General features: G+C 64.7%; 26 protein-coding genes and 1 pseudogene. 16 read left to right on the forward strand and 11 right to left on the reverse strand.

Annotation, left to right across the window (positions count from 1 at the left end; genetic code table 11):
* Nucleotides 1–204: 204 nt before the first annotated feature.
* Nucleotides 205–1,488, reverse strand: a complete 1,284-nt coding sequence (locus tag ABZ293_RS32760; protein ID WP_355187025.1) for a thymidine phosphorylase — start codon at nucleotides 1,486–1,488, stop codon at nucleotides 205–207.
* Between the two features lie 176 nt (nucleotides 1,489–1,664).
* A complete protein-coding gene (locus tag ABZ293_RS32765) occupies nucleotides 1,665–2,066 on the reverse strand; it encodes a cytidine deaminase (protein WP_355187026.1) in 402 nt (133 codons plus the stop codon).
* Between the two features lie 298 nt (nucleotides 2,067–2,364).
* Between ABZ293_RS32765 and sdhC the strand changes: the two genes are divergently transcribed.
* The 4 genes from sdhC to ABZ293_RS32785 all read left to right on the forward strand — a co-directional run bounded on the left by sdhC (nucleotide 2,365) and on the right by ABZ293_RS32785 (nucleotide 5,820).
* A complete protein-coding gene (gene sdhC / locus ABZ293_RS32770; RefSeq protein ID WP_355187027.1) occupies nucleotides 2,365–2,763 on the forward strand; it encodes a succinate dehydrogenase, cytochrome b556 subunit in 399 nt (132 codons plus the stop codon).
* Nucleotides 2,764–2,836: 73 nt separating this feature from the next.
* A complete protein-coding gene (locus ABZ293_RS32775) occupies nucleotides 2,837–3,268 on the forward strand; it encodes a succinate dehydrogenase hydrophobic membrane anchor subunit (protein WP_354960950.1) in 432 nt (143 codons plus the stop codon).
* 15 nt (nucleotides 3,269–3,283) lie between these two features.
* Nucleotides 3,284–5,050 carry a succinate dehydrogenase flavoprotein subunit gene (sdhA, locus tag ABZ293_RS32780; protein WP_355187029.1) on the forward strand — a complete coding sequence of 589 codons (1,767 nt, stop codon included), beginning with the start codon at nucleotides 3,284–3,286 and terminating at the stop codon, nucleotides 5,048–5,050.
* Complete coding sequence (locus ABZ293_RS32785; protein ID WP_354960948.1) at nucleotides 5,050–5,820, forward strand: succinate dehydrogenase iron-sulfur subunit; 771 nt, start codon at nucleotides 5,050–5,052, stop codon at nucleotides 5,818–5,820. Before sdhA ends, ABZ293_RS32785 begins: the two co-directional genes overlap by 1 nt.
* A 67-nt stretch (nucleotides 5,821–5,887) precedes the next feature.
* Here ABZ293_RS32785 and radC read toward each other — a convergent pair whose 3' ends face one another.
* A complete protein-coding gene (radC, locus tag ABZ293_RS32790) occupies nucleotides 5,888–6,571 on the reverse strand; it encodes a DNA repair protein RadC (protein WP_355187030.1) in 684 nt (227 codons plus the stop codon).
* A gap of 148 nt (nucleotides 6,572–6,719) precedes the next feature.
* Here radC and ABZ293_RS32795 point away from each other — a divergent pair, with 148 nt between their 5' ends.
* Nucleotides 6,720–8,258: an alpha/beta hydrolase gene (locus ABZ293_RS32795; RefSeq protein WP_355187032.1), complete on the forward strand. Its 1,539-nt coding sequence runs from the start codon at nucleotides 6,720–6,722 to the stop codon at nucleotides 8,256–8,258.
* Nucleotides 8,259–8,266: 8 nt separating this feature from the next.
* On the opposite strand, the gene ABZ293_RS32800 is transcribed toward ABZ293_RS32795, so the two are convergent.
* The gene (locus ABZ293_RS32800; protein ID WP_354960944.1) at nucleotides 8,267–8,470 is read right to left on the reverse strand and encodes a type II toxin-antitoxin system VapB family antitoxin; all 204 of its coding nucleotides are present in this window, start codon (nucleotides 8,468–8,470) and stop codon (nucleotides 8,267–8,269) included.
* 451 nt (nucleotides 8,471–8,921) lie between these two features.
* On the opposite strand from ABZ293_RS32800, the gene ABZ293_RS32805 reads away from it, so the two are divergent.
* Nucleotides 8,922–9,812 (forward strand): phenylalanine 4-monooxygenase, encoded by an 891-nt coding sequence (locus tag ABZ293_RS32805; protein WP_355187034.1) that lies wholly within the window; start codon nucleotides 8,922–8,924, stop codon nucleotides 9,810–9,812.
* Between the two features lie 143 nt (nucleotides 9,813–9,955).
* Entirely contained in the window at nucleotides 9,956–10,627 is a 672-nt protein-coding gene (locus ABZ293_RS32810; protein ID WP_355187036.1) for an ester cyclase, read from the forward strand.
* A gap of 22 nt (nucleotides 10,628–10,649) precedes the next feature.
* On the opposite strand, the gene ABZ293_RS32815 is transcribed toward ABZ293_RS32810, so the two are convergent.
* On the reverse strand, nucleotides 10,650–11,255 hold the full coding sequence (locus ABZ293_RS32815; protein ID WP_355187038.1) for a TetR family transcriptional regulator: 606 nt from the start codon (nucleotides 11,253–11,255) through the stop codon (nucleotides 10,650–10,652).
* A complete protein-coding gene (locus ABZ293_RS32820) occupies nucleotides 11,245–12,789 on the reverse strand; it encodes an MFS transporter (protein ID WP_355187040.1) in 1,545 nt (514 codons plus the stop codon). Before ABZ293_RS32820 ends, ABZ293_RS32815 begins: the two co-directional genes overlap by 11 nt.
* Nucleotides 12,790–12,988: 199 nt before the next feature.
* On the opposite strand from ABZ293_RS32820, the gene ABZ293_RS32825 reads away from it, so the two are divergent.
* Nucleotides 12,989–14,281 carry a serine hydrolase gene (locus ABZ293_RS32825; protein ID WP_355187042.1) on the forward strand — a complete coding sequence of 431 codons (1,293 nt, stop codon included), beginning with the start codon at nucleotides 12,989–12,991 and terminating at the stop codon, nucleotides 14,279–14,281.
* 96 nt (nucleotides 14,282–14,377) lie between these two features.
* On the opposite strand, the gene ABZ293_RS32830 is transcribed toward ABZ293_RS32825, so the two are convergent.
* Nucleotides 14,378–14,560, reverse strand: coding sequence for a hypothetical protein (locus tag ABZ293_RS32830; RefSeq protein WP_355187044.1), 183 nt, complete (start codon nucleotides 14,558–14,560; stop codon nucleotides 14,378–14,380).
* Nucleotides 14,561–14,787: 227 nt separating this feature from the next.
* On the opposite strand from ABZ293_RS32830, the gene ABZ293_RS32835 reads away from it, so the two are divergent.
* The 3 genes and pseudogenes from ABZ293_RS32835 to ABZ293_RS32845 all read left to right on the forward strand — a co-directional run.
* A complete protein-coding gene (locus ABZ293_RS32835) occupies nucleotides 14,788–15,666 on the forward strand; it encodes a helix-turn-helix transcriptional regulator (protein ID WP_355187046.1) in 879 nt (292 codons plus the stop codon).
* Entirely contained in the window at nucleotides 15,663–15,866 is a 204-nt protein-coding gene (locus tag ABZ293_RS32840) for a DUF397 domain-containing protein (RefSeq protein WP_355187048.1), read from the forward strand. Before ABZ293_RS32835 ends, ABZ293_RS32840 begins: the two co-directional genes overlap by 4 nt.
* Nucleotides 15,867–15,921: 55 nt before the next feature.
* Nucleotides 15,922–16,083, forward strand: a pseudogene (locus ABZ293_RS32845) (DUF397 domain-containing protein); the annotation flags it as partial.
* A 298-nt stretch (nucleotides 16,084–16,381) separates the two neighbouring features.
* On the opposite strand, the gene ABZ293_RS32850 reads toward ABZ293_RS32845, so the two are convergent.
* Entirely contained in the window at nucleotides 16,382–16,813 is a 432-nt protein-coding gene (locus tag ABZ293_RS32850) for a YbaB/EbfC family nucleoid-associated protein (RefSeq protein WP_355187050.1), read from the reverse strand.
* A gap of 85 nt (nucleotides 16,814–16,898) precedes the next feature.
* On the opposite strand from ABZ293_RS32850, the gene ABZ293_RS32855 reads away from it, so the two are divergent.
* Nucleotides 16,899–17,216 carry a hypothetical protein gene (locus ABZ293_RS32855; protein WP_355187052.1) on the forward strand — a complete coding sequence of 106 codons (318 nt, stop codon included), beginning with the start codon at nucleotides 16,899–16,901 and terminating at the stop codon, nucleotides 17,214–17,216.
* Complete coding sequence (locus tag ABZ293_RS32860; protein WP_355187054.1) at nucleotides 17,213–18,469, forward strand: hypothetical protein; 1,257 nt, start codon at nucleotides 17,213–17,215, stop codon at nucleotides 18,467–18,469. Before ABZ293_RS32855 ends, ABZ293_RS32860 begins: the two co-directional genes overlap by 4 nt.
* Before the next feature lie 378 nt (nucleotides 18,470–18,847).
* On the opposite strand, the gene ABZ293_RS32865 is transcribed toward ABZ293_RS32860, so the two are convergent.
* Nucleotides 18,848–19,297 (reverse strand): hypothetical protein, encoded by a 450-nt coding sequence (locus ABZ293_RS32865; protein ID WP_355187055.1) that lies wholly within the window; start codon nucleotides 19,295–19,297, stop codon nucleotides 18,848–18,850.
* A 263-nt stretch (nucleotides 19,298–19,560) separates the two neighbouring features.
* Here ABZ293_RS32865 and ABZ293_RS32870 point away from each other — a divergent pair, with 263 nt between their 5' ends.
* The 3 genes from ABZ293_RS32870 to ABZ293_RS32880 all read left to right on the forward strand — a co-directional run bounded on the left by ABZ293_RS32870 (nucleotide 19,561) and on the right by ABZ293_RS32880 (nucleotide 21,937).
* Nucleotides 19,561–20,697, forward strand: a complete 1,137-nt coding sequence (locus ABZ293_RS32870) for an LLM class flavin-dependent oxidoreductase (protein WP_355187057.1) — start codon at nucleotides 19,561–19,563, stop codon at nucleotides 20,695–20,697.
* Nucleotides 20,694–21,353 (forward strand): FMN reductase, encoded by a 660-nt coding sequence (locus ABZ293_RS32875; protein WP_354961263.1) that lies wholly within the window; start codon nucleotides 20,694–20,696, stop codon nucleotides 21,351–21,353. The genes ABZ293_RS32870 and ABZ293_RS32875 overlap by 4 nt, the downstream gene beginning before the upstream one ends.
* A gap of 149 nt (nucleotides 21,354–21,502) precedes the next feature.
* Entirely contained in the window at nucleotides 21,503–21,937 is a 435-nt protein-coding gene (locus tag ABZ293_RS32880) for a DUF6334 family protein (protein ID WP_355187059.1), read from the forward strand.
* A gap of 193 nt (nucleotides 21,938–22,130) precedes the next feature.
* Here the strand turns inward: ABZ293_RS32880 and yhjD are convergent, their stop codons facing one another.
* The gene (yhjD, locus tag ABZ293_RS32885) at nucleotides 22,131–23,147 is read right to left on the reverse strand and encodes an inner membrane protein YhjD (RefSeq protein WP_355187061.1); all 1,017 of its coding nucleotides are present in this window, start codon (nucleotides 23,145–23,147) and stop codon (nucleotides 22,131–22,133) included.
* Between the two features lie 65 nt (nucleotides 23,148–23,212).
* Nucleotides 23,213–24,247, reverse strand: coding sequence for a tryptophan--tRNA ligase (gene trpS / locus ABZ293_RS32890; protein WP_355187063.1), 1,035 nt, complete (start codon nucleotides 24,245–24,247; stop codon nucleotides 23,213–23,215).
* Nucleotides 24,248–24,439 lie beyond the last annotated feature (192 nt).

Consider the following 24,439-nt stretch of genomic DNA (forward strand, 5'->3'; position numbering starts at 1 on the left):
CCGACAACACAGTGGGCCGCAATCAACTCGCGTATACCTCGGCTGAGTTAGTTGCACCGCGCATCGGATTGCCAGTCGATCGATGCACCATGCGCAGCAGCAAACCACGTACAGCGAGCGATCCACGCGCGGCAGCGAGACCGCGCGCAGTGGACGAAGCCGTGTTCAACAGGCGAATTCGATGCCGTGCGGGAGATTGCTGGGTCAGGGGGCGATGCGGTCCAAGACCAGTGGGGCTGGTGGGGGTGGGGTTCCGATGGTGATTGCGTCGACAAGGGCAGCGAGGGCACCGGGGAAGGCGGCAGGGGTGTCGGTGTGCAGGGTGAGGAGGGGGTCGCCCGATTTCACGGAATCGCCTGGCTTGGCGTGCATTTCGATGCCAGCGCCGAATTGGACGGGATCACCCTGCCGGGCGCGACCCGCGCCGAGCCGCCACGCGGCAATGCCGACGCCCATCGCGTCGAGGCGGGTGAGCACCCCATCTTCGTCGGCCCGCACGATCTCGGTGTGCTTCGCGCGCGGCAGCGGTGCGTCCGGGTCACCGCCCTGCGCCTCGACCATCGCGCGCCAGTGGTCCATCGCGCGGCCATCGGCGAGGACATCGGCCGGATCGATATCGAATCCGGCCTGGGCGACCATCTCGCGCGCGAGAGTGAGCGTCAGTTCGACGACATCGGCGGGGCCGCCGCCCGCAAGCACCTCCACCGACTCCGCGACCTCGAGCGCATTGCCCGCGGTGCGGCCGAGCGGAGTGTCCATCGCGGTCAGCAGCGCCACCGTCCGGACCCCGGCGTCGGTGCCGAGTTCCACCATCGCCGTTGCCAATTCGCGTGCGCCGTCCAAGGTTTTCAGGAAGGCTCCCGAGCCGACCTTGACATCCAGTACCAGCGCGGCGGTGCCCTCGGCGATCTTCTTGCTCATGATCGAGCTGGCGATGAGCGGGATGGATTCCACTGTCCCCGTCACGTCACGCAGCGCGTACAGCCGCTTGTCCGCCGGAGCTAGATCCGCGCCCGCCGCGCACACCACCGCACCGATGCCGGGATCGGCCAATATCTCCCGCATCCGTGCCACCGGCACATCGGCCCGCCACCCCGGGATCGCCTCGAGCTTGTCGAGCGTTCCGCCGGTATGTCCGAGCCCGCGCCCCGACAGCTGCGGCACCGCCGCACCGCATGCCGCGACCAATGGCGCGAGCGGCAGTGTGATCTTGTCGCCCACCCCGCCGGTCGAATGCTTGTCCACGGTCGGCCGCGGCAGATCGGTGAAGTCCATCCGCCGCCCCGACGCGATCATGGCGTTCGTCCAGCGCGTGGTCTCCCGCCGCGTCATCCCCCGCCATACGATCGCCATCGCCAACGCCGCCATCTGCTCGTCGGCAACCGCCCCCTTGGTGAACCCATCCACCACCCAATCGATCTGCGCATCCGACAGCTCCCCGCCGTCCCGCTTGGCCGTAATGATCGAAACCGCGTCCACTGCCGTCACATCGGCCAGTCTGGCACGGGATATGCCTGAACCCTGGTACTTGTCGGTGCCCTCCGATAGCCTCTGCGCATCATCGAGCGCCTCGGCGTCCCTGCCGACGAAATCTCGCAGATCACGGTCACGACCGAGTCCGAGATCGACGCCGTTCTCGAAGCAGACTGCTGAGGGCGGCCGCCCTACTGCTGCCCGGCATCCAGATCGTCGGGCCCGAAGGCATCGGGCAGCAGGCTGCGCAGCGGAACGGGTCCGGCCTTGTGGTCCACCAGGAGATCGGGTCCGCCGTGTTCGTAGAGCAGCTGACGACAACGGCCGCATGGCATCAGGATTTCGCCCCGAGAATCGGTGACGGAGAGTGCGAGCAACCGCCCACCACCGCCTGAGAATAAGTTACCGATGAGTACGCATTCAGCGCACAGGCCTAATCCATATGAGACATTTTCCACATTGCAGCCGCTCACAATTCGACCGTCCGAACTGAGCGCCGCGGCGCCGACCGGAAACCGCGAGTATGGCGCATAGGCATTGCGCATAACTTGAATTGCCTTGTCGCGCAAGATTTTCCAGTCAATTTCCGACATCGGTAGCCCCTCGTGAGCCGAGCTTCACTTGCCCGCGCAAGGGCCACGACGGAACCCTTCACGCATCAAGAAAGGTAAACCTAACTCGCCCGACTGTAGCGCAACGCACGGCACGCCGAATTAGTTCCGCGATTCGGAGGGGATTAGAGTCCAGAACAGATCGGTTCAGGTTCCCGGCGGCGGGCCCCGCGCGAGCTATTTGGAGCAGCAAAGCGCAGCCACCTGGGCATTTACATCCACGTCGCCTGCCTCGGACTTGCAACCGGGTCCATCAACGACGTTGGAGGCACCGCACTCTATGACCACGATAGAAGCTCCGGCACAGCCGAAGCGGAAGACGCTGTACCGAGGCGACCCCGGAATGTGGTCGTGGGCGCTGCACCGGATCACCGGTGTCACCATCTTCTTCTTCCTCTTCGTGCACGTCTTGGACACCGCGCTGGTTCGGGTCAGCCCCGATACCTACAACCACGCCATCGAGACCTACAAGAACCCCATCGTCGCGCTGATGGAGATGGGCCTTGTCGTCTGTGTGCTGTTCCACGCGCTCAACGGCGTACGCGTGATCCTGGTCGACTTCTGGGGCAAGGGCCCCAAGTACCAGAAGACGATGCTCTGGGTGGTTCTCGCCATCTGGTTCCTGCTGGTGGTTCCGGCCGTCGGTCGCCAGTTCTTCTACCTGTTCACGGAGCACTGATCATGAGCGAGCGAATCATGAACACAGCCGCCAGTGCGGTCATGCCGGAGCCGAGTGTCAGCGAGGCGCGGGCATGAGCGCACCTGTTCTCGGTAAGAGTTACGACCGGCCCGCGAGCCTGGATCTGCCCCGCTCGCCGCGTGCCCGCTCCAACAACAACTTCGAGAAGTACGCGTGGCTGTTCATGCGCTTCTCCGGCCTGCTGCTGATCGTGCTGGTCCTGGGCCACATGACGATCATGCTGCTGCTCGACGGCGGCGTGAAGCGCCTGAACTTCGCCTTCGTGGCGGGCCGCTGGTCCAGCCCGTTCTGGCAGTTCTGGGATCTGACCATGCTCTGGCTGGCTCAGCTGCACGGCGGCAATGGCCTGCGCACTGTGATCGCGGACTACTCGCGCAAGGACTCGACCCGGTTCTGGCTGAACACTCTGCTGGCCATCTCGATGGTCCTGATCGTGGGCGTCGGCACCTACGTCATCTTCACCTTCGACCCCAACATCAGTTAGGAACAGGCGAACTCGATGAGTGAATCCCGGATTCAGGAGCACCGCTACGACGTCGTCATCGTCGGTGCCGGTGGCGCCGGTATGCGCGCGGCGATCGAGGCCGGTCCCCGGGCCCGCACCGCCGTTCTGACGAAGCTCTACCCGACCCGTAGCCACACCGGTGCTGCGCAGGGCGGCATGTGCGCCGCGTTGGCCAATGTCGAAGAGGACAACTGGGAATGGCACACCTTCGACACCGTCAAAGGTGGTGACTACCTGGTCGACCAGGATGCCGCGGAGATCATGGCCAAGGAGGCCATCGATGCGGTGATGGACCTGGAGAAGATGGGTCTGCCGTTCAACCGCACGCCCGAGGGCAAGATCGACCAGCGGCGCTTCGGCGGCCACACCCGCGATCACGGCAAGGCCCCGGTTCGCCGCGCGTGCTATGCCGCCGACCGCACCGGCCACATGATCCTGCAGACGCTCTACCAGAACTGCGTCAAGCACGACGTGGAGTTCTTCAACGAGTTCTATGTGCTCGACCTGATCATGTCCGAGACCGATCGTGGTCCGGTTGCGACCGGTGTGGTCGCCTACGAGCTGGCCACCGGCGAACTGCACGTCTTCCACGCGAAGTCGATCATCTTCGCCACCGGCGGTTCCGGCCGGATGTACAAGACCACCTCGAACGCGCACACGCTGACCGGCGACGGCATGGCGATCGTGTTCCGCAAGGGTCTGCCGCTGGAGGATATGGAGTTCCACCAGTTCCACCCGACAGGTCTTGCCGGTCTCGGCATTCTGATCTCGGAGGCGGTCCGCGGCGAGGGCGGCATCCTGCGCAACGCCAGCGGTGAGCGTTTCATGGAGCGCTACGCCCCCACCATCAAGGACCTCGCGCCGCGTGACATCGTCGCCCGCTCGATGGTGCTCGAGGTGCTCGAGGGCCGCGGCGCCGGACCGAACAAGGACTACGTCTACATCGACGTGACCCACCTCGGCGAGGACGTGCTCGAGGAGAAGCTGCCCGACATCACCGAATTCGCGCGCACCTACCTGGGCGTGGACCCGGTGAAGGAACTGGTGCCGGTCATGCCGACCTGTCACTACGTGATGGGTGGCATTCCGACCCGGATCCGCGGCGAGGTGCTGCGCAACAACACCGATGTGGTGCCCGGCCTGTACGCCGCCGGTGAGTGTGCGTGTGTGTCGGTGCACGGCTCCAACCGTCTCGGCACCAACTCGCTGCTGGACATCAACGTCTTCGGCCGCCGCTCCGGTATCGCCGCCGCCGAACATGCCCTGCGCACCGAGTTCGTCGACATGCCGGAGAACCCGGCGCAGATGGTGCAGGACTGGCTGGCCATGCTGCTGTCGGATCACGGCAACGAGCGCGTCGCCGATATCCGCACCGAGCTGCAGTACACGATGGATATGAACGCCGCCGTGTTCCGCACCGAGGACACCCTCAAGCAGGCGCTCACCGATATCCACGCGCTCAAGGAGCGCTACACCCGAATCACGGTGCAGGACAAGGGCAAGCGCTACAACAGCGACCTGCTCGAGGCCGTCGAGCTCGGCTTCCTGCTGGAACTGGCCGAGGTCACCGTGGTCGGCGCGCTCAACCGCAAGGAATCGCGCGGCGGTCACGCCCGCGAGGACTACCCGGACCGCGACGACGTGAACTTCATGCGGCACACGATGGCCTACAAGGAGGGGTCGGAGCTCATCTCCGATATCCGCCTCGACTTCAAGCCGGTGGTGCAGACCCGCTACGAGCCGATGGAGCGTAAGTACTGATGACTGCCGTACTCGAAACACCCCCGCAGAAGTCCGCACCGGTCCCCGAGGGCTCGGTCATGGTCGACGTGAAGATCGCCCGGTTCAACCCGGAGGACGATAAGGGCGCGCACTGGGAAACCTTCCAGGTGCCCGTGCTGTCGACCGACCGGTTCCTGAACGTGCTCATCTACATCAAGTCCTACCTGGACGGCACGCTCACCTTCCGCCGCTCCTGCGCACACGGTGTCTGTGGTTCGGACGCCATGCGGATCAACGGCGTCAACCGGCTGGCCTGCAAGGTGCTGATGAAGGACATGCTGCCCAAGGGCGGCAAGAGCCTGACCATCACCGTCGAGCCGATCCGCGGCCTGCCCGTGGAGAAGGACCTCGTGGTGAACATGGAGCCGTTCTTCGACGCGTTCCGCGCCGTGAAGCCCTATCTGATCACCACGGGTAACGAGCCGACCCGTGAGCGCATCCAGAGCCAGGCCGACCGCGCCCGCTTCGACGACACCACCAAGTGCATCCTGTGTGCCTGCTGCACCACCTCCTGCCCCGTGTACTGGAGCGACGGCAGCTACTTCGGCCCGGCCGCGATCGTGAACGCACACCGCTTCATCTTCGACAGCCGTGACGAAGGCGCCCGCGAACGCCTCGATATCCTCAACGATGTCGAAGGCGTCTGGCGCTGCCGCACCACCTTCAACTGCACCGAAGCCTGCCCTCGCGGCATCGAGGTCACCAAGGCCATCCAGGAAGTCAAGCGCGCCCTGCTTTTCGCCCGCTGACCAAGGCCACACCGAAGGCCGTCTTCATCGAAAGATGAAGGCGGCCTTCGTCGTTTCCGCGACCGCGTCATTCGCTGGATCTGGTCAGCGCGGTGGCGCTGGCCCATCCCGCGCCCGCGATCACCACATGGTCCAGGAAGCGCAGGCCGACGGTGCGGGCGGATTCGATCAGGAGGGTGGTCGCGCGGCGGTCGTCGAAGCTGGGGGTCGGGTCGCCGGAGGGGTGGTTGTGTACGACGGCGAAGGAACGGCCATCGTGGCGCAGTACGGTGTTCAGGATTTCGCGGACGGGGACGGCGACCCGATCGATCGCCCCCTCGGCGACGAATACCTTGTGCCGCAATCGATTCTGCGCATCGCACACCAGTACCAGGAGCCGTTCCACGCGGGCGCCGGTGAACAGCGGCAGTGCCACCCGGACAATATCGGCGGCCCCGTCCAGGCGCGGTGCGGTGTCCGGGCGGTCGCGCGCTCTGCTGCCGAGATGGAAGGCGGCGATGATCGCCGCGGCCTTGGCCACCCCGACGCCCGCCCGCCGCGATAGCTCCTCGGGCCGCGCGGCCGCCAAACCGGCGATCCCGCCGTGCTCGGCGAGCAGTTCGGCCGCCATATCCAGCACGCTCTCCCCGCGCCGCCCTTGGCGCAGCAGTACGGCGAGCAACTCGCTGTCGCTGAGCGCGTGCGGGCCGAGGGTGAGCAGCCGCTCCCGTGGCCGTTGACCGAATGGCAGCTTGGCGATGGGTACCGACATCAATCCCCCTCGAATGCGGTGCGATGCCCGCATCATGCCAGCCGCCACCGACAGGTCGGCCGTGGTCCGGATGCGACCGCGAGCACGGCCTGCGCACCGGCACCGGGTCGGGCAGACTGAGGCGAGCAGTTCCGACGATGGGGATCGAATGCTGAACTGGCGCAATCGAAGTGCGCGACGAATAGGACAACCGGCTTGGCTCGCTGCGGTACTCGTACTCGCGGCCGCCTGCGGCGCGCAGCCCGAGACGTTGCAGACCCCGCAGCTCGAGCACACTCCGGGTCTGGGCAAGTACTACCGCCAAACGCTGGTGTGGGGCTCGTGCGAAAGCTTCGACGGCGGTGCGCATCTCACCTCGGCCGGACTCGAATGCGCTCGGGTCTCGGTACCCATCGATTACGCCGCGCCCGACGGCAGAACGGCGCGCGTCGCGATCTCACGACTGCGGGCACGCGGGGCGAAGGTGGCATCGATCCTCACCAATCCGGGCGGACCGGGCGGTATCGGCCTGACGCTGCCCGCCGAACTCGCGCAGACACCGCTGGCCGAACGCTTCGACGTGATCGGCATCGACCTGCGCGGACTCGGTGCGTCGATGCCGAAGCTGATCTGCGACACCCCCGAGGAAGTGGCGGCCGAACGTGCCGGTCGCAGCTCCGAATACCTGCCCTTCTGGATGTCGCGTGCCGAACACGACAGCATGAATCTGGCGGCCAATTGCGTACAGCGCACCGGATTGGAACTGCTGTCACATGTCGGAACCCGTGAATCCGCCGCCGATCTCGACATCATCCGAGGGGTGCTCGGCGAAGAGAAGCTGACCTACTTCGGCGTCTCCTATGGCACGCGGCTCGGCTCGACCTATGCCGAGCTGTTCCCGGACCGGGTCCGGGCCATGGTCCTCGACGGCGCGGCCGATCCCGCCACCAATATCGCCGATCCGGTCATCGTCTACACGGGCCTGCAGCATGCGTTCGACGCCTACGCCGCGGACTGCGTCAAGGCCCCGGGCTGCCCGATCGGCACCGATCCGGCCAAGGCATCCGAGCGCATGGCCGCATTGCTGCGCCCGTTGACCGACCGGCCCGCCAGTACCAGCGACGGCCGCGGCCTCGACTACTCCGACGCCTCGACCGCGGTGATCTCGACGATGTACACCTCGAAGGCCTGGCCCGTGCTGACCCGCGGGCTGACCGAACTGACCAAGGACAACGGCGACATCCTGCTCGCCCTGGCCGACGGCTATCTCGCGCCCGAGGCGATCGATACCGGCTACAAGACCGCGGTGCGCTGCCTCGACGATGAGCGGATCACCGATCGGGACAGCGCATTGCAACTCGACCGCCGCGTCCGCGCCGCCGCACCCGCCTTCGACAGCGGCCACCCGAGCGAGTGGGTTCCCCTCGACGCCTGCGCATTCTGGCCCGTGCCCCCGACCAGCCGCCCGCACGTTCCCACGGTGATCGGGCTACCGAAGGTGGTGGTCGTCTCCTCCACCGGTGATCCGGTTACGCCCTATGCGGGCGCGACGAATCTCGCCCGGGCGTTGGGCGCGGTCCTGGTCACTTATGAAGGCGTCCAACACGGTTCGTTCCTCGACGGCGTCAAATGTGTCGACGAACCGGTGCTGAAGTACCTGATCGAGCTGACCCCGCCGCGGGATGGGCTGCGCTGCCCGGCTCAGTGAACCAACCGTTAGCTGTCTGCGGTGATCACCTCCGGGCCGGGCAGGGCACACAGCACACCGGAGGCCAAACGCTCCAGATGGTGAAGTTGCCGCTCGTGCACAACGATTCGGCGCAGCGCCTCGTTGATGGTGGCGCTGCTCGTCGACGTGCCCATGATGGCGGCAGCGGCGGCGAGCAGTTTCTGGTCGAGATCGATCCGCACGGATTTCATGCGCCCTCCTTCGTACATTCGCCATATTGCTTTATGGCGCCCGCTCATGTGCGGCAAATCGGATACAACGTCGAAGCCCGGATTTGCGTGAGCCGCGCAGGCCGCCCTGCACTGCCGCACGGACTGCGCCATTCGCCCGTGGTGATCGGCACCGCGCTCGGGCGGAACACCACCGCGACCATGGTGCTGCCATTCTGTTCGGCGCGCTGGCCACGCGCGGCGTGCCGAAGGCCGGTCTGCCGCTGGCCGCGGCGGTCACCACTGCGCTGGCCGCCGCCACCGTCGCACCATGCGGTGGTGCACTCATCGCGCGGCCACCGCTGATCAGCTCGCCGCCGCAAGTCCCGGTACGCTGCCGGTATTCATGTGAAAAAGCCCGCCCAGCTATGCAGTTTGACCACCTGGGCGGGCTTTTGTTGTCGCATCGGCTCGGCGGTGCTTGCATCGAGATATGTTCACCGAAGCTCAGCTGTACTCGCCGGTGACCCGGTCCGGCGACGGCGATGTCGTGGTGCACCTGAGCGACGAGCACCCCGGCGTACACGATCCGGATTACCGGACGCGCCGCAATGCGATCGCCGCGCTGGCACTGGATTACGCACCGGATAAGCCGATGCCGCAGATCGACTACACCGATGAGGAACAGCAGGTGTGGCGCATCGTGTCGGCCGAACTCGCGCGCAAACACCAGAAGTACGCCTCCGCCGAGGTGCTCGCGGCCGCGGCCCGGCTCGCGCTGCCGACCGATCGCATTCCGCAGCTGGACGAGGTCTCCGCGGCACTGTATCCGCTGACCGGATTCCGCTATGTGCCGGCCGCGGGCCTGGTGCCGCTGCGCGAGTTCTTCGGCTCCTTCGCCGACCGGATCTTCCACTCCACCCAGTACATTCGGCACCACTCCGCTCCGCTGTACACCCCGGAACCCGATGCCATCCACGAGATCATCGGGCACGCCAATCAGATCGCCAGCCCGCGCTTCGCCGCCATCTACGAAACGGTCGGCGCGGCGGTAGCCCGATTGACCACCGAGACGGCGCTGAAGTTCCTCGCCGATGTCTTCTGGTTCTCGATGGAATTCGGTGTCGTTCGGGAGAATGGTGAAATCCGTTGCTACGGCGCGGGATTGCTTTCCTCCTACGGTGAGATCGAGGAGTTCCGGCACGCCGAGCTGCGGCCGCTCGATGTCGCGGCAATGGGCAGCGCGGTCTACGACATCACCCACTATCAGCCGATTCTGTATTGCGCACAGTCGATTTCGGAGATCGAGGATGTGATCGGCGGCTTCTTCGCCACCATGGACGATGACTCGCCGCATCGCGCGCTGCGCGATAAGGTAATGTGACACATCATCGTTTAAAACTCGAATGTTGCTGGTAGACACTAGAGTTCGAAAGAATCTCACGCCCCGAGACACGCCGCGACAACGGACCGAACGACTGTTAGCCTGCCTCGCGTCCGATCTCCTTCGAAGGGGCGAGAGCCGAAATGACAGTCGATACAACGGATTCCACACCCGAGACGCCACTATGGCTGCAGGGCCGGGACGCGGTGGTTGCCGCTACGCCCGCCGAGGATTGGCGGGGTAGCGCACCCGATTACCACCTGACCAACGAAACCGTGCCGCGCGAGCGCACCACAAAACACGAGGCCGGCTCGCTCGAGGCCATTGTCGAGGATCTGGTGCGGGTCTTCGAGATGGAGGTCTCGCACAAGAAGGATCCGGCGACCTGGGTCTCGCTGGTGGCCGAGCACTACCGCGGCCGGGTCAACGGCGGACCGTGGCAGGACGCCGAGGAGTTCGCCAGGATCGGCAGCTACAACATCCTGATCGGCGACAACCCGTACTACGAGGTCGAGAAGGAGACCTTCGAGTCCTCACACAAGACCTTCCACACCGCATTCCCGAACGGCTTCTTCTGGGAGGTGCTCGAGGTGCTGGCCGGACCGCCCGCGGTCACCTTCCGCTGGCGGCACTGGGGTCGCTACGACGGCGAGTACAAGGGCCACCAGCCGACCGGCGAGTTGATCGAGATGTTCGGCGTGACCATCGCCAGGGTCAGCGACGACCTGCGCATCCTGGAACTCGAGCACTTCTACGACAACAACAAGCTGCTCGGCCCGCTGGCGCACGGGTGCCCGGTTACCAAGTCCTCCTGAAGCTTTCGCATCGCTCGGCAGGCTATTGCTTGCCGAGCGGTAACCCCGCCTCCAGAAAGTCCATTGCCCGACTGAGGTTCTCGGCGTTGAGCGGGGCGAGCGGCGAAAGTCCCAGCGCTATGCCCGCGATGGCACCAGCTGTCACCCGCACCTCGAAATCGTCCGGATCCCGACCCACATGCTCGGCGAGCAAGCTCGCCATCAGGTCGACACCGCGTTGCATTTCCAATCCGATGGCCGCGCGCAGCTCCGGCACGTGGTACACCAGAGCCTGACGCTCCTGCTCGAATGCCAGCTCGGCCGGTGACAGTTTCGAGAAGACCTCCGCCACCGCGTCGCGGAAGGCGGTCAGCGGTGCGGTATCGCGCGGCTGCGCCCGTATCGCGTCGATCATCAGCGGATCGAGATCATCGGCGAGTACCAGCTGTTCCTTGGTCGGGAAATAGCGGAAGAAGGTGCTCGGTGATACCTCGGCCGCCGCGGCGATCTGCTCGATGGTGGTCTCGGTGTATCCCTGCTCACGGAACAGCCGGAACGCTTCTACGCGAATCGTCCGGCGGGTCCGTTCCTTCTTCCGCTCGCGCAGGCCCTGCGCGGCCGTCCCGTTTCCGGGCAGCTCAACCGACATGTGTCGATTCTGGCCCATCGCCCCCGACCAGTGCCGCCGGTATCGCCTCCACGCTTTCCGATGCGGCCGCGGCCCGCCGGGGCAGCACCCGCAGCGCCAGCGGTACCGCCACGGCGCAGAAGGCCGCGCATACCCACAGCATCGCGCTCATCCCGCTGCCAAAGGCCGACTGCACCTGCTCCAGCATGGCGGCGTTGCCGGTAGACTTCGCCACCGCCACACCGGCATTCACGCTGTCGCCGACCGGGTCGACATTCAACGCGCCGAGCTCGTCGCGGTACACGGTAGCCAGCACGGTGCCGAGCAGCGCCACCGCGATGGTGCCCGCGGCCTGCCGCATCGCCTGCAGCAATGCCGACCCGACGCCCGCGCGGGCCACCTCGAGATCGTCCATCGCGACCGCCATGCCGACCGGCAGCGCCAAGCCCATGCCCGCCCCGGTCAAAGCGATCCAGACGGCGATGAACCAGTACGACGTTCCCGGCTCGGTCAGCGCACCCAAGCCGAGGCCGAGCGCCAGCACGGCCAGGCCCGCGGCCACCATGAGCGCCGGTCCCAGTTTCGGCCGTAGCGGGTCCCCCAGCCGCGAACCGATCAGCAACCCACCGATCATCGGCAGCAGCCGCAACCCGCTGCCGAGCGCGTCGACGCCCAGGACCGCCTGGTAGTACTGCGGCACGGTGAAGAACAGGCCGAACATGCCGAAGGTGATGATCACCGTGAACACCGCGCCCCAGCGGAAGCCCGGGCTGCGGAAGAGGTCCAGATCGACCAGCGGGGAAGTGGCGCGCCGCTGCCAGGCGATGAACACCGCGACTATCGCCGCGCCGCCGAGCAGTGCGGCCCAGCCGAGGCCATTGCCCCAGCCCTCATCGCCGAGCCGGATGAATCCGTAAGTGACACCGAGCATTCCGAGAATCGAGAGTGCGGTGCCCGGCAGATCCAGCGGCCGTTGCTGCGGGTTGCGTGATTCCGGAACCAGCGCCGCGACGGCCGCCGCGCCGATCACCACCATCGGGACATTGATCAGGAATACCGAACCCCACCAGAAGTTATCGATCAGCCAGCCGCCGAGAATCGGCCCGAGCGGCAGCCCGAGTGCGGTCGAGGTGATCCAGATATTCATTGCCTTGGCGCGCTCGCCCGAATCCGGGAACAGCACCGGCAGCACCGCCATCGATAGCGGCATCATGATCGCTGCCGCGACGCCGAGCACCACCCGTGCCGCGATGAGCTGACCGGCGCTGGCGGCAAAGGCGCAGGCCAGCGATGCCGCTCCGAACAGCACCAGCGCGCCGAGCAGCAGCTTCTTGCGCCCATAGCGGTCGCCGAGTGCGCCAGCAGGCACCATCACGGCCGCGAGCGCCAGCGTGTAGGCGGTGCTGAACCACTGCAGCGCGCCGGAATTCGCGTTCAGATCGACCGCGAGGGTGGGCAGCGCGACCGTCAGCACGGTCATATCCAGGCCGATGGTCAGCATGGCCACGGCCAGCGCCCCCAGCGCCAGCCAGCGGCGAGTCGAGTTTGTCGTCATAGGCCCTCCTGAAAATGATAGTAACAACTTTTTGATAGTAGCTCTCATTTACTAGTGTCTGTCAATAGCCGGAACGCGCCGGGAAAGGCCGCGCCAGCCCGGCATCGGCCCACCACACCCAGTAGGCTCTGAGCCGATGACGATCCGGGACCTCCGCCTCTTCGCAAGGCCGAATCGCGGTTCCGTGGGCGCTGCGCCGATGCGAATCCGGGATATCCGCCGCCACACCGCGCTCTGCCTCGGGACCGTGCTGGCCGTTGCCGCATTGACCTGGGGTGCCGCGGCGACGCCGTCACAGGCGACGCCGTCGGCCACCACGACAACGCCGTTCACCACCCCGAATACCGACAGCTGCCCGCAGAAGACGAAGCCGCCCAATCCGATCGACGAATCCGAGGTGCCCGAACCGGGCCAACCGACGCCGACACCGCTGGCCGTGCCGATTCCGCCGGTCGGGGGCTCACGCCTGGGCGAATGCGGCGTCGTCATCCCCCGCGGCGCACCGGCGGTGCCGCCGGAAATTTCGGCGACGGCCTGGCAGGTGTCGGATCTCGATACCGGTGAGGTGCTCGCCGCCAAGGATCCGCACGGGCGCTACCGGCCGGCCAGCACGATCAAGGTGCTGCTCGCGACGGTCGCACTGCGCACCCTCGATCTGAACAAGACCGTCATCGGGACGCAGGAAGACGCGAACGCCGACGGCACCCGGGTCGGCATCGGCCCCGGCGGCCACTACACCAACCGCCAGCTCATGCAGGCGCTGATCATGGCCTCCGGCAATGACGCCGCGCACGCCATCGCCACCCAACTCGGTGGCGACGCCGGTGCCGTGCAGAAGATGAACGAACTGGCGAAGTCGTTGTACGCCTTGGACACTCGCACCGCCAGCCCGTCCGGACTCGATGGTCCCGGTATGAGCACCTCGGCCTACGACCTGTCGGTGCTGTTCCGCGAGGCGATGACCATTCCGCTGTTCGCCGAACTCATCCACACCGAACAGGTCGACTTCCCCGGCTTCCCCAAGGACCCGAAAGACCCTGACGACAAAGACCGTCCGGGCTTCCCCATCGCCAACGACAACCACCTGCTCTACGACTACGAGGGCGCGATCGGCGGCAAGACCGGCTTCACCGACGACGCCAGGCAAACCTTCGTCGCCGCCGCCCAACGCGACGGCCGCAGGTTGGTGGTGACGCTGCTGAAAGCCGATGTGCTCCCGCTGCGCCCCTGGGAGCAGGCCGCCCACCTGCTCGACTACGGCTTCGCCCTCCCCAAGAACGCCACCGTCGGAAAGCTCCCCGAAGCCAAGACCACGCCTGCGAAAGCTACTGTGGGACTTGCCTCCCCACCTCCGCAGGACACCGGCTACGAGGCGCAGCCCGCCGAAGAGGCCGACAAGCATTCGGGTTCCCGCACGCTACTGCTGGTAGGCGGCGTCATACTCGTACTGGCACTCCTGCTCGGGGCTCGCCGCATGAACCGCCGCCGATAGACGCACGCACATATCGTTGGGAGGTTCCGGTGCGGGCACGCCGGTTCCGGGTACCCCTGCCTGTCCGCAGGGTTGTCATATCTCAGCCGCTACACATCAGCGGCAGGCCGCGAAGGATTTCCACCGTTCCGGAACCGGCGCAGTAGGCGGTGGATCCGGTTCGACGCCCGTTTCTTCGAGTTCGGTCCAGGGCTCGAGATTGTCGACCAGGCGTTGGACATCCGCGGCCACGGCCGGTTGTCGTCCGGGCGGCACGTCGCCGAGCACCACCGTGAACATGGCAGGCACGATTGCGGAGCCGTGTATCGCCACAGCGGTTCATGGCGGGCCGTAAGGGACCCATGGATCGGGAAAGGGCAGATGCTGATGTCCCCAGCGAATATGCCGCTGAATGCAATCTGTCCTGGGGTTATGCCCTGATTGCATGGAAATCCGCATTGTGACCGCCGGACGGGATCGCAGCGTGATCTCCTGATGCGAACAGTGAATCCTGATGGGAGGCAGGCATGTCGGAAGACGGATCTACCCTCGCGCGGCGACAGTTGGGCAAGTATCTGCGCGATGGCAGGGAGGGGCGCGGGCTCACGCTCCATGAGGCGGCCAAGCTGATCCAGCGCAGTGCCAGCACCCTCCAGCGCATGGAGAAGGGCGGCGTGGCCCAAATGCGCGATGTGGACCTCGATGCGCTGTGCAAGATCTACGAGTTCGATGCCGATCACGCCGCAGCAATGAAAGGGCTTGCGGCACAGGGAAACGAGCTGAGCTGGTGGTACGAGTACGGCGATCTGATGCCGACAAACTTCGACTTCTATGTTGGGCTGGAGTCATCGGCACAGCGCCTGACGACCTATGAACCCGAACTCGTGCCAGGGCTGTTGCAGACTTCGGCGTACGCTAGCGTACTCATCCGATCGGTCTACCCCGACGACGACGCCGAAGAGCATGCGCGCAGGGTGAGGTTGCGCATGCGAAGGCAAACCAGAATCACCCGCAAGTACCTTCCAGCATCGCTCGATGTGATCCTTAGAGAGTCGGTTCTGCGGGGAATGGTTGGCGGGCAGCACATCATGTCGCCCCAGATGAGGCATCTCGCCGACATGAGTACCCGGTCCAACGTGAACTTGCAGATCCTCCCGTTCAACGCAGGATTTCCCGTTGGAGTCGCGGTTGGTCCGTTCGTCATCTTGGAGTTCGGTACGGGCAAACATGGGCAGGTGATCGAGCCGCCGGTGGTGTACACGGAAAATTTCACAGGGGGCTTGTATCTCGCGAAATCAGCTATGGTTCAGCGATACCATCAGACGTACGAGAGCCTTCGGCGAAGCGCGATGGATGCTGTTGCCAGCCGGGCTCTACTTAGGCAGATGGCGAAGGAGTATGCGTGAACAGCGATTTGGCCGGTGCCCAGTGGTTCAAGAGCAGCCGCAGCGGTGGAGCCGAAAACTGCGTTGAGGTTGCCTTTCTTCCCAACGAGTTTGTCGGCGTTCGCGATTCGAAGGACCCATCCGGCCCCGCACTCCTATTCACCCCAACCGAATGGTCCGCGTTCACCGCCGCGACAACTCGCGGAGAGTTCGACCACTGATCTCGGAGGGAACCCCATGGCGAATCTCTCGGATATGACGTAGTTCAAGAGCAGCCACAGCGGCGGCAGCTCAGACTGCGTCGAACTCGCCTTGCTCCCGAACAGCCACGTCGGTGTTCGCGATTCGAAGAACCGGTCCGGCCCCGCACTGGTGTTCACTCCAGCTGAATGGCCCGCATTCACAGCCGCGACGACCGGCGGCGAGTTCGACCGCTGACGGCCTACCGGTCTCGCGGCGAGCAGGTCGTCTGCGCTGAGGCGTTGTCCTGCTTACTGTTCGACGGACATGGCATGTCGGCTCAGCTCGGGGAGAGCCGAAATCGAATGTGTCAGTGCAAGTTCGGTCGTCTGCGCGATCAGTGGAGGAAGTGCAGGCGTTCAGCGCCGACACGGCCCGCGCCGCCAGCCCAGTGCACCTTTGCAGTCACGTCACCGATCTCGTCTGCACACGTCTGCGCGAACTCTGCTGCTCTGAATCATCCCGCGCTGCAGGCGTTCAGAAGTAGCTCGAGCTTCTACCAGTACGACTGGTTGCGCCGCTGGTTCTGCTCTATCAATTCTTCTTCGGTGAGCTCGTCGTCGGACGGTTCGTGCCTCGCCGTAGGCTCGGATGGGACCGGGTACGGGCGTTCCGCTGCCAGTTCGAGGGTCTCGACCGCGGCTGCCATGCGCGGGTCTGCGCTGAGTTCGGCGAGACGCTCACGCACGTTCCCGCGAGCCTGGTCCAGGGCCTCGTGCACGAGTTCGGTGATCAGGTTGCCCAGTGCGGCTCCGAAAGGTGTGACGCTCTCGTCGATTCGAACTGCTTGGAGCGTTCCGTCCGCGAGCACGTCGACCGCAACCCCGTAGCGCGATGCGGTGGACCGGTCGGTCATCAGGGCGCGTTGCACGGCATCGATCTGATTGGTGATCGGGTCGATATCGCCGTTGTTCGGGTACAACTGCACTGCACGCTCCCCATCGTGGCTGGTACGACAGTGCTATCGTAGCAACACATTTCGTGGGACAAGATTCGTGGTGAGGGGGTCGCGAGTGTCCGATCTGTATGTGGATCAGGCAGCGCTCGAGGGCATGGTTGCCGTGTTGAACGCTGCGCATGACGAACTTGCTGCCGTGAAGGCGACGAGTTTCATGTGGGCTATCGAGGATGCGCTGCCCGGGTCCGGCCTCGGGCACGCCTTCATGAAGGCCGGTGCACGGGCCGAGCTCAGCGTCCGCGGTGTCAACGTCCAGCTGAAGGAGATCAACGACTCGGCGGGCATCTGCATCGCGGAGTACAACAGGCAGCAACAAGAGCAGGCGCAACGAATCGCCGAGTTGTCCGAATCGCTGGAGTCCGGTCCGCGATGAGCTGGGTACCGCCGACGAAGACTCAAATCCGCAGCTGGACCTTCGATGCGTTGACCTCCCAAGCTGGGGAATGGGGCCAACGCGCACAGAAGATCACCGAGCAGCGCACCGTCGTCTCCCAGCAGCTCGCGGATTCCCCGGGTTTCTGGCGCGGCGGCGCTGGAGACTCGATGCGATGGAAGGGTGACGAAGCTAAATCGTCGTTGTCGAAGGTGGTTTCGGCCTTCGACAACGCTCAGCAATCCACGTCACAGATCATCGCCTCGCTCAGTTCCGCCAAATCCGCTGCGGTCAATGCGATTCAGGATGCCGAGGACGCGCGGTTCACCGTCGCCGAGAACGGCACGGTTAGCTTCTCCGAAGACGTGCTCGCATGGATTGCGCAGGAAAACGACTTCGGCAGTCCGATAATCGCCAGGATGGTGGTGACGCGTATCGCCAACCAGTACGAGGACAAGATCAAGAAGTGCCTTCGGGAGGCCGGCGATGCCGCGGGGGCTGCCCGGGAAGCGATCGAAAAGGTGTTCGCTGATGTTCCGGTGCCGGTGGGTAGTGACCTCGAAACCATCCTGACCTCATACCAAGTCGATGACGGCGACAAGCGCTATGTGATGTGGCCTGACCCCGACAAGGTTGCGCAGTGGAAGAAGTGGTCCCTGGGAACGATCGACATCGAGCCCAAGCAGGTCACCGCTGCGGAGGCGGAAATGCTGAACAACTTGAGCCTTTGGGACCAGTGGCAATTCAAACAGATTTCGGAGAAAGCGCAGGAGGAAGCCGAAAAGGTATTTCCTCCGGTACAGATGCTGGATTCCGCAGGCAACCCTGTGTTCGATAAGGACGGCAAGCCTGTTATGAATAACCAGGACAACCACACCGACGCGTTCCGCCATGCCTACTGGAATGCCCTGTTGACCCGTGAATTCGGCGAGGATTGGACCAAGGAATACACCTCGAAGCACGAGATGCGAGACGACAACCGCTCGGTGCGCGAGGCGATGGACCTGTACAACAACGAGGTTGGGCGCAAGATTGCCGTCGACAATCCGACAAAAAATGGGTACAGCCCCTTTGGGAGCGACTTGAGCGATGTCGTCAAAGAAGCTGTCTTGCGAGGCGACACAGTACTGATCGACAAGAATATGAATCTGAACTGGACCAACCAGGTGAAGATCGGCGAGGCCGTGAACTCGGCGGCCTTCGACGACCAGCCGGACAGCCGCTTGCCGGGCGCCCCTGTGGCCGAGAAATGACTGTCACCCAAATGATCTAGCTCAGTTAGGAATTCATGCGGAGTAATCTGACCCCCAGTAAGCGTCTGCTCTCTGTACTCGGACTGGCGGCAATCCTGCTCCTGCCCGCCGGGTGCGGTCTGTCGTCGTCCGACGAAAAGGTCATCGTCGAACAAGAGAGTCCAGCTCTGGCGGAAGCATTCGAACACGTTCGGAACTCTCGGGGCACAGCCCGACTCGGGGACCTTATTACCGAATCCGGGATTCCAGTGGGTTCATGGGACCGGATGTACAGCTTTTCGTCCGCCACAAAGGACAGCCTCAACAATAGTCTCGGGACGAAGGGATTGGACTGGTGGGGTCTCCCTTTTATGTCCGACTCTCTCATACAAGTATTCGTCAATAATGGCAGAGTCGTGTACGCATACAGTGACCGCAACCCACGGTACGCGGCTTATAGGGGCGCAACGCCAGAGTCTGAGGTGAAAGCCGTGGAGCGGACGGCAGTGGGAACAACGGAAAACGACACCTACTGGAGCATCCAAATCGAAGAGTTCCCAAAATAGGGTAGACGCAATGCAAGCGCGCCGCGTCGCGCGCCCGGGAGCGAACCGTGATCGCTCGGACCATGTTCCGATTGTCGAGCTCGCGCGGCAGGCGCGCGATCATCCGCACGAAGACCGCCCGGGAAGCGAGGGAGCCGAGCAGTATCGAGACGAGCACCAGCCGCGCGCCGAGCAGCTCCGACAGGTGCAGGTTGATCAGCACCCGCGCACCGAGCGCGCTCGACGCCAGCTGCCGGTGGCACGCCCCAGCCGGAATGAACATGCCAGGGTTGATGGCCGCCATGTGGGCGCGGCTGGTTCGACTCGGACCCGACAGTGTGTCCTGATGCAGCGAACGCCCCGTAGGACAACCCGCACGCGTCGCCCATCCGCGTCGGATCGCAGTCTCGGCGGCGGCCCTGGAACAGCAGGTCTACGCGCTGAAGTTGTCGTTTCGGACGCACCATCCGACCCCGATCGACGTCTGCGGGACTCGTCGGAATAACCGGCAAGGCACCACGGTTCACTTGGTTGCCATATCCACCAAATGCAAGCCGAGGAGAGGCCGTGCAGTTCGGAATCTTCACCATCGGTGACGTCACCACCGACCCGACCACCGGTCGGACGCCCAGCGAAGCCGAGCGGATCAAGTCGATAATCGCGATCGGCGAAAAGGCCGAAGAGGTCGGCTTGGATGTGTTCGCCACCGGTGAGCACCACAATCCGCCGTTCGTGCCGTCGTCGCCGACCACCATGCTCGGCTACCTGGCCGCCCGCACCGAGCGGTTGATCCTGTCGACCGCAACGACGCTGATCACCACCAACGACCCGGTCAAGATCGCCGAAGACTTCGCCATGGTGCAGCATCTGGCCGACGGGCGGGTCGATCTGATGCTCGGCCGCGGCAACACCGGACCGGTGTACCCGTGGTTCGGCAAAGACATCCGCGACGGTATCCCGCTGGCGATCGAGAACTACCATCTGCTGCGACGGCTGTGGCGAGAACCACGAGTCGATTGGGAGGGCAAGTTCCGCACCCCGCTGCGCGGCTACACCTCCACGCCCGCGCCACTGGACGGGACCCCGCCGTTCGTCTGGCACGGTTCGATCCGCTCCCCGGAGATCGCCGAGCAGGCGGCCTATTACGGCGACGGGTTCTTCCACAACAACATCTTCTGGAACAAGGAGCACACCGAGCAGATGGTGCGTCTGTACCGGCAGCGCTTCGAGCACTACGGGCACGGCGCCGCCGACCAGGCCTTCGTCGGGTTGGGCGGGCAGGTTTTCATGGCCGAGACGGAAGCGGCGGCGAAGAAGTTCTTCCGTCCCTACTTCGACAACGCCCCGGTGTACGGTCACGGGCCCTCGCTGGAGGACTTCAGTGAGCTGACTCCTCTGACCGTGGGAACACCCGAGCAGGTTATCGAGCGCACGCTCGGTTTCGCCGACTACGTCGGCGACTATCAGCGCCAGCTGTTCCTGATCGACCATGCCGGGCTGCCACTGGAGGTGGTGCTGGACCAGATCGAGATCCTGGGCCGCGAGGTTGTTCCGGTGTTGCGCACGGAATTCGAGTCGCGCCGCCCACAGCATGTGCCCAGCGATCCGCCCACTCACAGCAGCCTGGTCGCGGCGGGCCCCGATGCCCCATACCATCTGGTGGAGCCTGCTCGGGAGCGTATCGAATCGGAGTTGAGCCGTTGAGCCGCAAAATCGTGGTGCTCAGTGCCGGAGTATCGCAACCATCGTCGACGCGGATGCTCGCCGATCAGCTCGCCGCCGCCGTCTCCGCGGCGGTCGGCGGGCGCGGCGAGAGCATCGAGCTCGAGGTGATCGAAATTCGAGAATTGGCCACCGATCTCGCCACCACGGTCATCACCGGCGGGCTGCCCACACCCGCCGTCGCCGCGGCCCGGGAGAAGGTCTCTGCTGCGGACGGCCTGATCGCCGTGACTCCGGTATTCGCCGCCAGCTACAGCGGTCTGTTCAAGATGTTCATCGATATCCTCGACACCGATGCCCTCAACGGCATGCCGATACTGATCGCAGCCACCGCCGGGACCGAACGGCACGCGCTGATACTCGATCACGCGATGCGTCCGCTGTTCACCTACCTGCGGGCGGTTGTCGTGCCGACCGGAGTCTTCGCTGCGACAGCAGATTTCGGATCGACCGGGCTGACCGAACGCATCCACCGTGCCGCGGCCGAACTCGCGACGCTGATCGTTGCCGAACCGCCTGCGGTAGCGGGCCTGCTGCCGGACATACCGCCGCGCCACCGTACCTCCGGCAACTCTCTCGCCGCCGTGACACCGTTCAGCAAGCTGCTGGCTGGCCACTCCGGCGACGGCCGCACCTGATTCTCATCGTCAGGACGCACGGCCCGTGCAGCGGCGCCTCGAGGCCGTCGAGCACACCCGGCAGCCCGAAGTCGTAGGCCGGCCATCGCGCGAGCAAAGATTCGGGGCGGTCGGGTGGCCTCGGCAACAAGTAGAGGAAAGTCGGTTCCATGTCGGAAGTAGGATCCGCGATCGCTGAACAGGGTGGCCGACTTCGCGCCGCCACTTACCATTTCGACCCGGATCTGCCCCGCGACATCCTGCGCATCGACCTCGAATTCGAGCACGGACGATGGTCCGTGCTCGTCCACGAAGACGATGACACCGTGCGACTAGTCGAAACCGCGGCCATCGACGACAGTGGCCTGCGCACCGTGGACGCGGCGGCGCTGGCCCCCTGGCACGATGCCATCGGCCGCGCCGTCCGATGGGTATGGTCCCTCGAGAACCAGCAGGGCTACCCCGACGCGATCCAGTTCGAATTCGCCGACATCAGTGGCGGCGGTGCGGCAACCATCCAAATCCTCGCCATCGCTTCACGTTTGAACATCCAGCAGGTGCGCTCCATCGAAACCCCACCCCTCACCACCCTCCCCAGCCGGTGAGCACGGGAGGAAAACAGGCTGACGAGATCCCAATGGACAATCGGACAGCACCGTCGATGCCCTCGACGCAGTCTCGATTGGTTTCGATCCTGTGGGTTCGGACCGGGGTCCTGCCGCAGTCGGCGCGAACACACACCGGAGTAGCGTGCGGCGCCGGACTTGTGGCGGGTCGGGTGACTCACATCACTGCGTGTCAGCGGCGGCGCAACCCCGAAAGCACAAGGGCGGCAAGGGCTCCCGCGCCGAAGTAGGCCGCACCGGTCAGCGTTGAAGTCGGGGTGCTCGTGCGGGGCACGATTATGGCGGCTGCGGGTGGGGGAATTTCGGGTTCGGGCTCATTCTCCGATGCCGTCGCGGCCCAGGCGGTTGCGAACAGGAGGATTCGGTAGGTGATGTAGGTGAACACCATCAGGCCGATGATCGAGCCGAATGTTGCACCGGCGGGGCTGGTCAGGACCGTCTGCAGGTAGAACGACGCGACGTATTTGAAGATCTCGAAAACCACCGCGGCCAGTGCCGCCGCCCGTGCGGCGCTGCGGAGGGTGACCGGCTCCCTGGGCAGACGCGCGATCATCCAGGCGAGTACCGCCCAGGAGGCGAGGAAGCCGAGCAGCATCGAGATGAGCACCAGCATCAGCCGTGCCCCCGGCAGATCCTCCAGGTGGATCGTGATCAGCACGCGCGCACCGAGGGTGCTCGACGCCAGCGCGGACAGGCTGATCGAGACGACGAAGGCCAGCCCGAGACCGATGAGCGCACCGAGGTCGGAGATCTTGTTGAACAACCAATTGTGTTCGGGGCTCTTCTGCTCCCACTGTTCGGTCAGTGCCGCCCGCAGATTCGCCATCCAGCCGAGCCCGGTGTAGACACCGACCAGCAGACCCAGTGTGCCCACGGTGCCGCGCGAGCGCACCGCCTTTTCGATCAGATCGTTGATCTGCGTGCCGAGCGATCCCGGAATGTTCTCCACGATCTTGTTCTGCAGATCGGTGAACGTGTCCGGATGACCGGACAGCACGAATCCGGCGACCGCGAAGGCGACCATCAACAGCGGAAACAGCGACAGCACTGTGAAATACGTGATCCCAGCCGCGTAATAGTCTCCGCGTTGCCGCTGATACCGCTCGCCTGCCCGAACCAGATGATCGAGCCACGGCCGCGACTGGATCCGTTGTTCTACCGACGCCTTGACATTGTCGATCACCTGCACCTGTCACGCCCCTTCAACAGAGACCACGGTGTTGATCCGCAAGCGGTCGATACCGGTATTCCCCGCTAGCGAGCCAAAAACCCCACCCGGTCGTAAACCTGCGCCAGCGTGTTGCCGGCGATCTCGCGCGCCCGCTCGGCACCGGCGATGAGAATGCGGTCGAGTTCAGCCTGATCCGCCAGGTACTCCTGCACCTTTGCCTGCAGCGGCGTGACAAATTCCACCAGCGCGTCGGCGACATCGGACTTCAGATCGCCGTAACCCTTACCCGCATAATCGCGTTCGAGCGTGACGATCGGGGTGCCGCTGAGCGAACCGAGGATCACCAGCAGATTGCTGACGCCGGGCTTGGTTTCCGGATCATAGCGGATCTCGCGCTCGGTATCGGTGACCGCGGAACGGATCTTCTTGGCGGTGATCTTCGGATCGTCGAGCAGGTTGATCAGACCGGCGTCGGTGGAGGCCGACTTGCTCATCTTCGAGGTCGGATCCTGCAGGTCGTAGATCTTGGCGGTGCCCTTGACGATATGCGCCTCCGGCACCACGAACGTCTTCTTGAACCGAGTGTTGAAGCGCTGGGCCAGATTTCGGGTCAGCTCCAGATGCTGGCGCTGATCCTCGCCGACCGGCACCTGATGCGCACGGTAGAGCAGGATGTCCGCGGCCATCAGCACCGGATAGGTGAACAGTCCGACGCTGGCGTTCTCCGCGCCCTGTTTAACCGACTTGTCCTTGAACTGGGTCATCCGGCTGGCCTCGCCGAATCCGGTGATGCAGCTGAGCACCCAGGTCAGCTCGGCATGCTCGGGAACCTGGCTCTGCACGAAGAGCGTGGAGCGCTTGGGGTCGATGCCGAGCGCGAGCAGCTGCGCGGCCGCCGCCTTGGTTCGGGCGCGCAGTTCCTTCGGATCCTGCGCCACGGTAATCGCGTGCATATCCGGGATGAAGTAGAGCGCGTCGTAGTCGTCCTGCATGGTCACCCAGTACTGCAGCGCCCCAAGGTAGTTGCCGAGATGGAAAGATGCGCTGGTGGGCTGGATCCCGGACAGCACCCGCTGTTTGCGATCAGCGGCCGGGGTCGTCTGAGCAGGACTGGACATATCCCGATCTTCGCATGCTGTGTCCGATCGGCGGCGTTCGCGGGTCCCTCCGTGGTTACGCTCCGCTACCGCCTCCGGTCCCGTCGCGCACACCGCGTGTCCGATCGGCGGCGTTCGCGGGTCCCTCCGTGGTTACGCTCCGCTACCGCCTCCGGTCCCGTCGCGCACACCGCGTGTCCGATCGGCGGCGTT

The organism is Nocardia sp. NPDC005998 (assembly GCF_040614395.1).
GTDB lineage: Bacteria > Actinomycetota > Actinomycetes > Mycobacteriales > Mycobacteriaceae > Nocardia.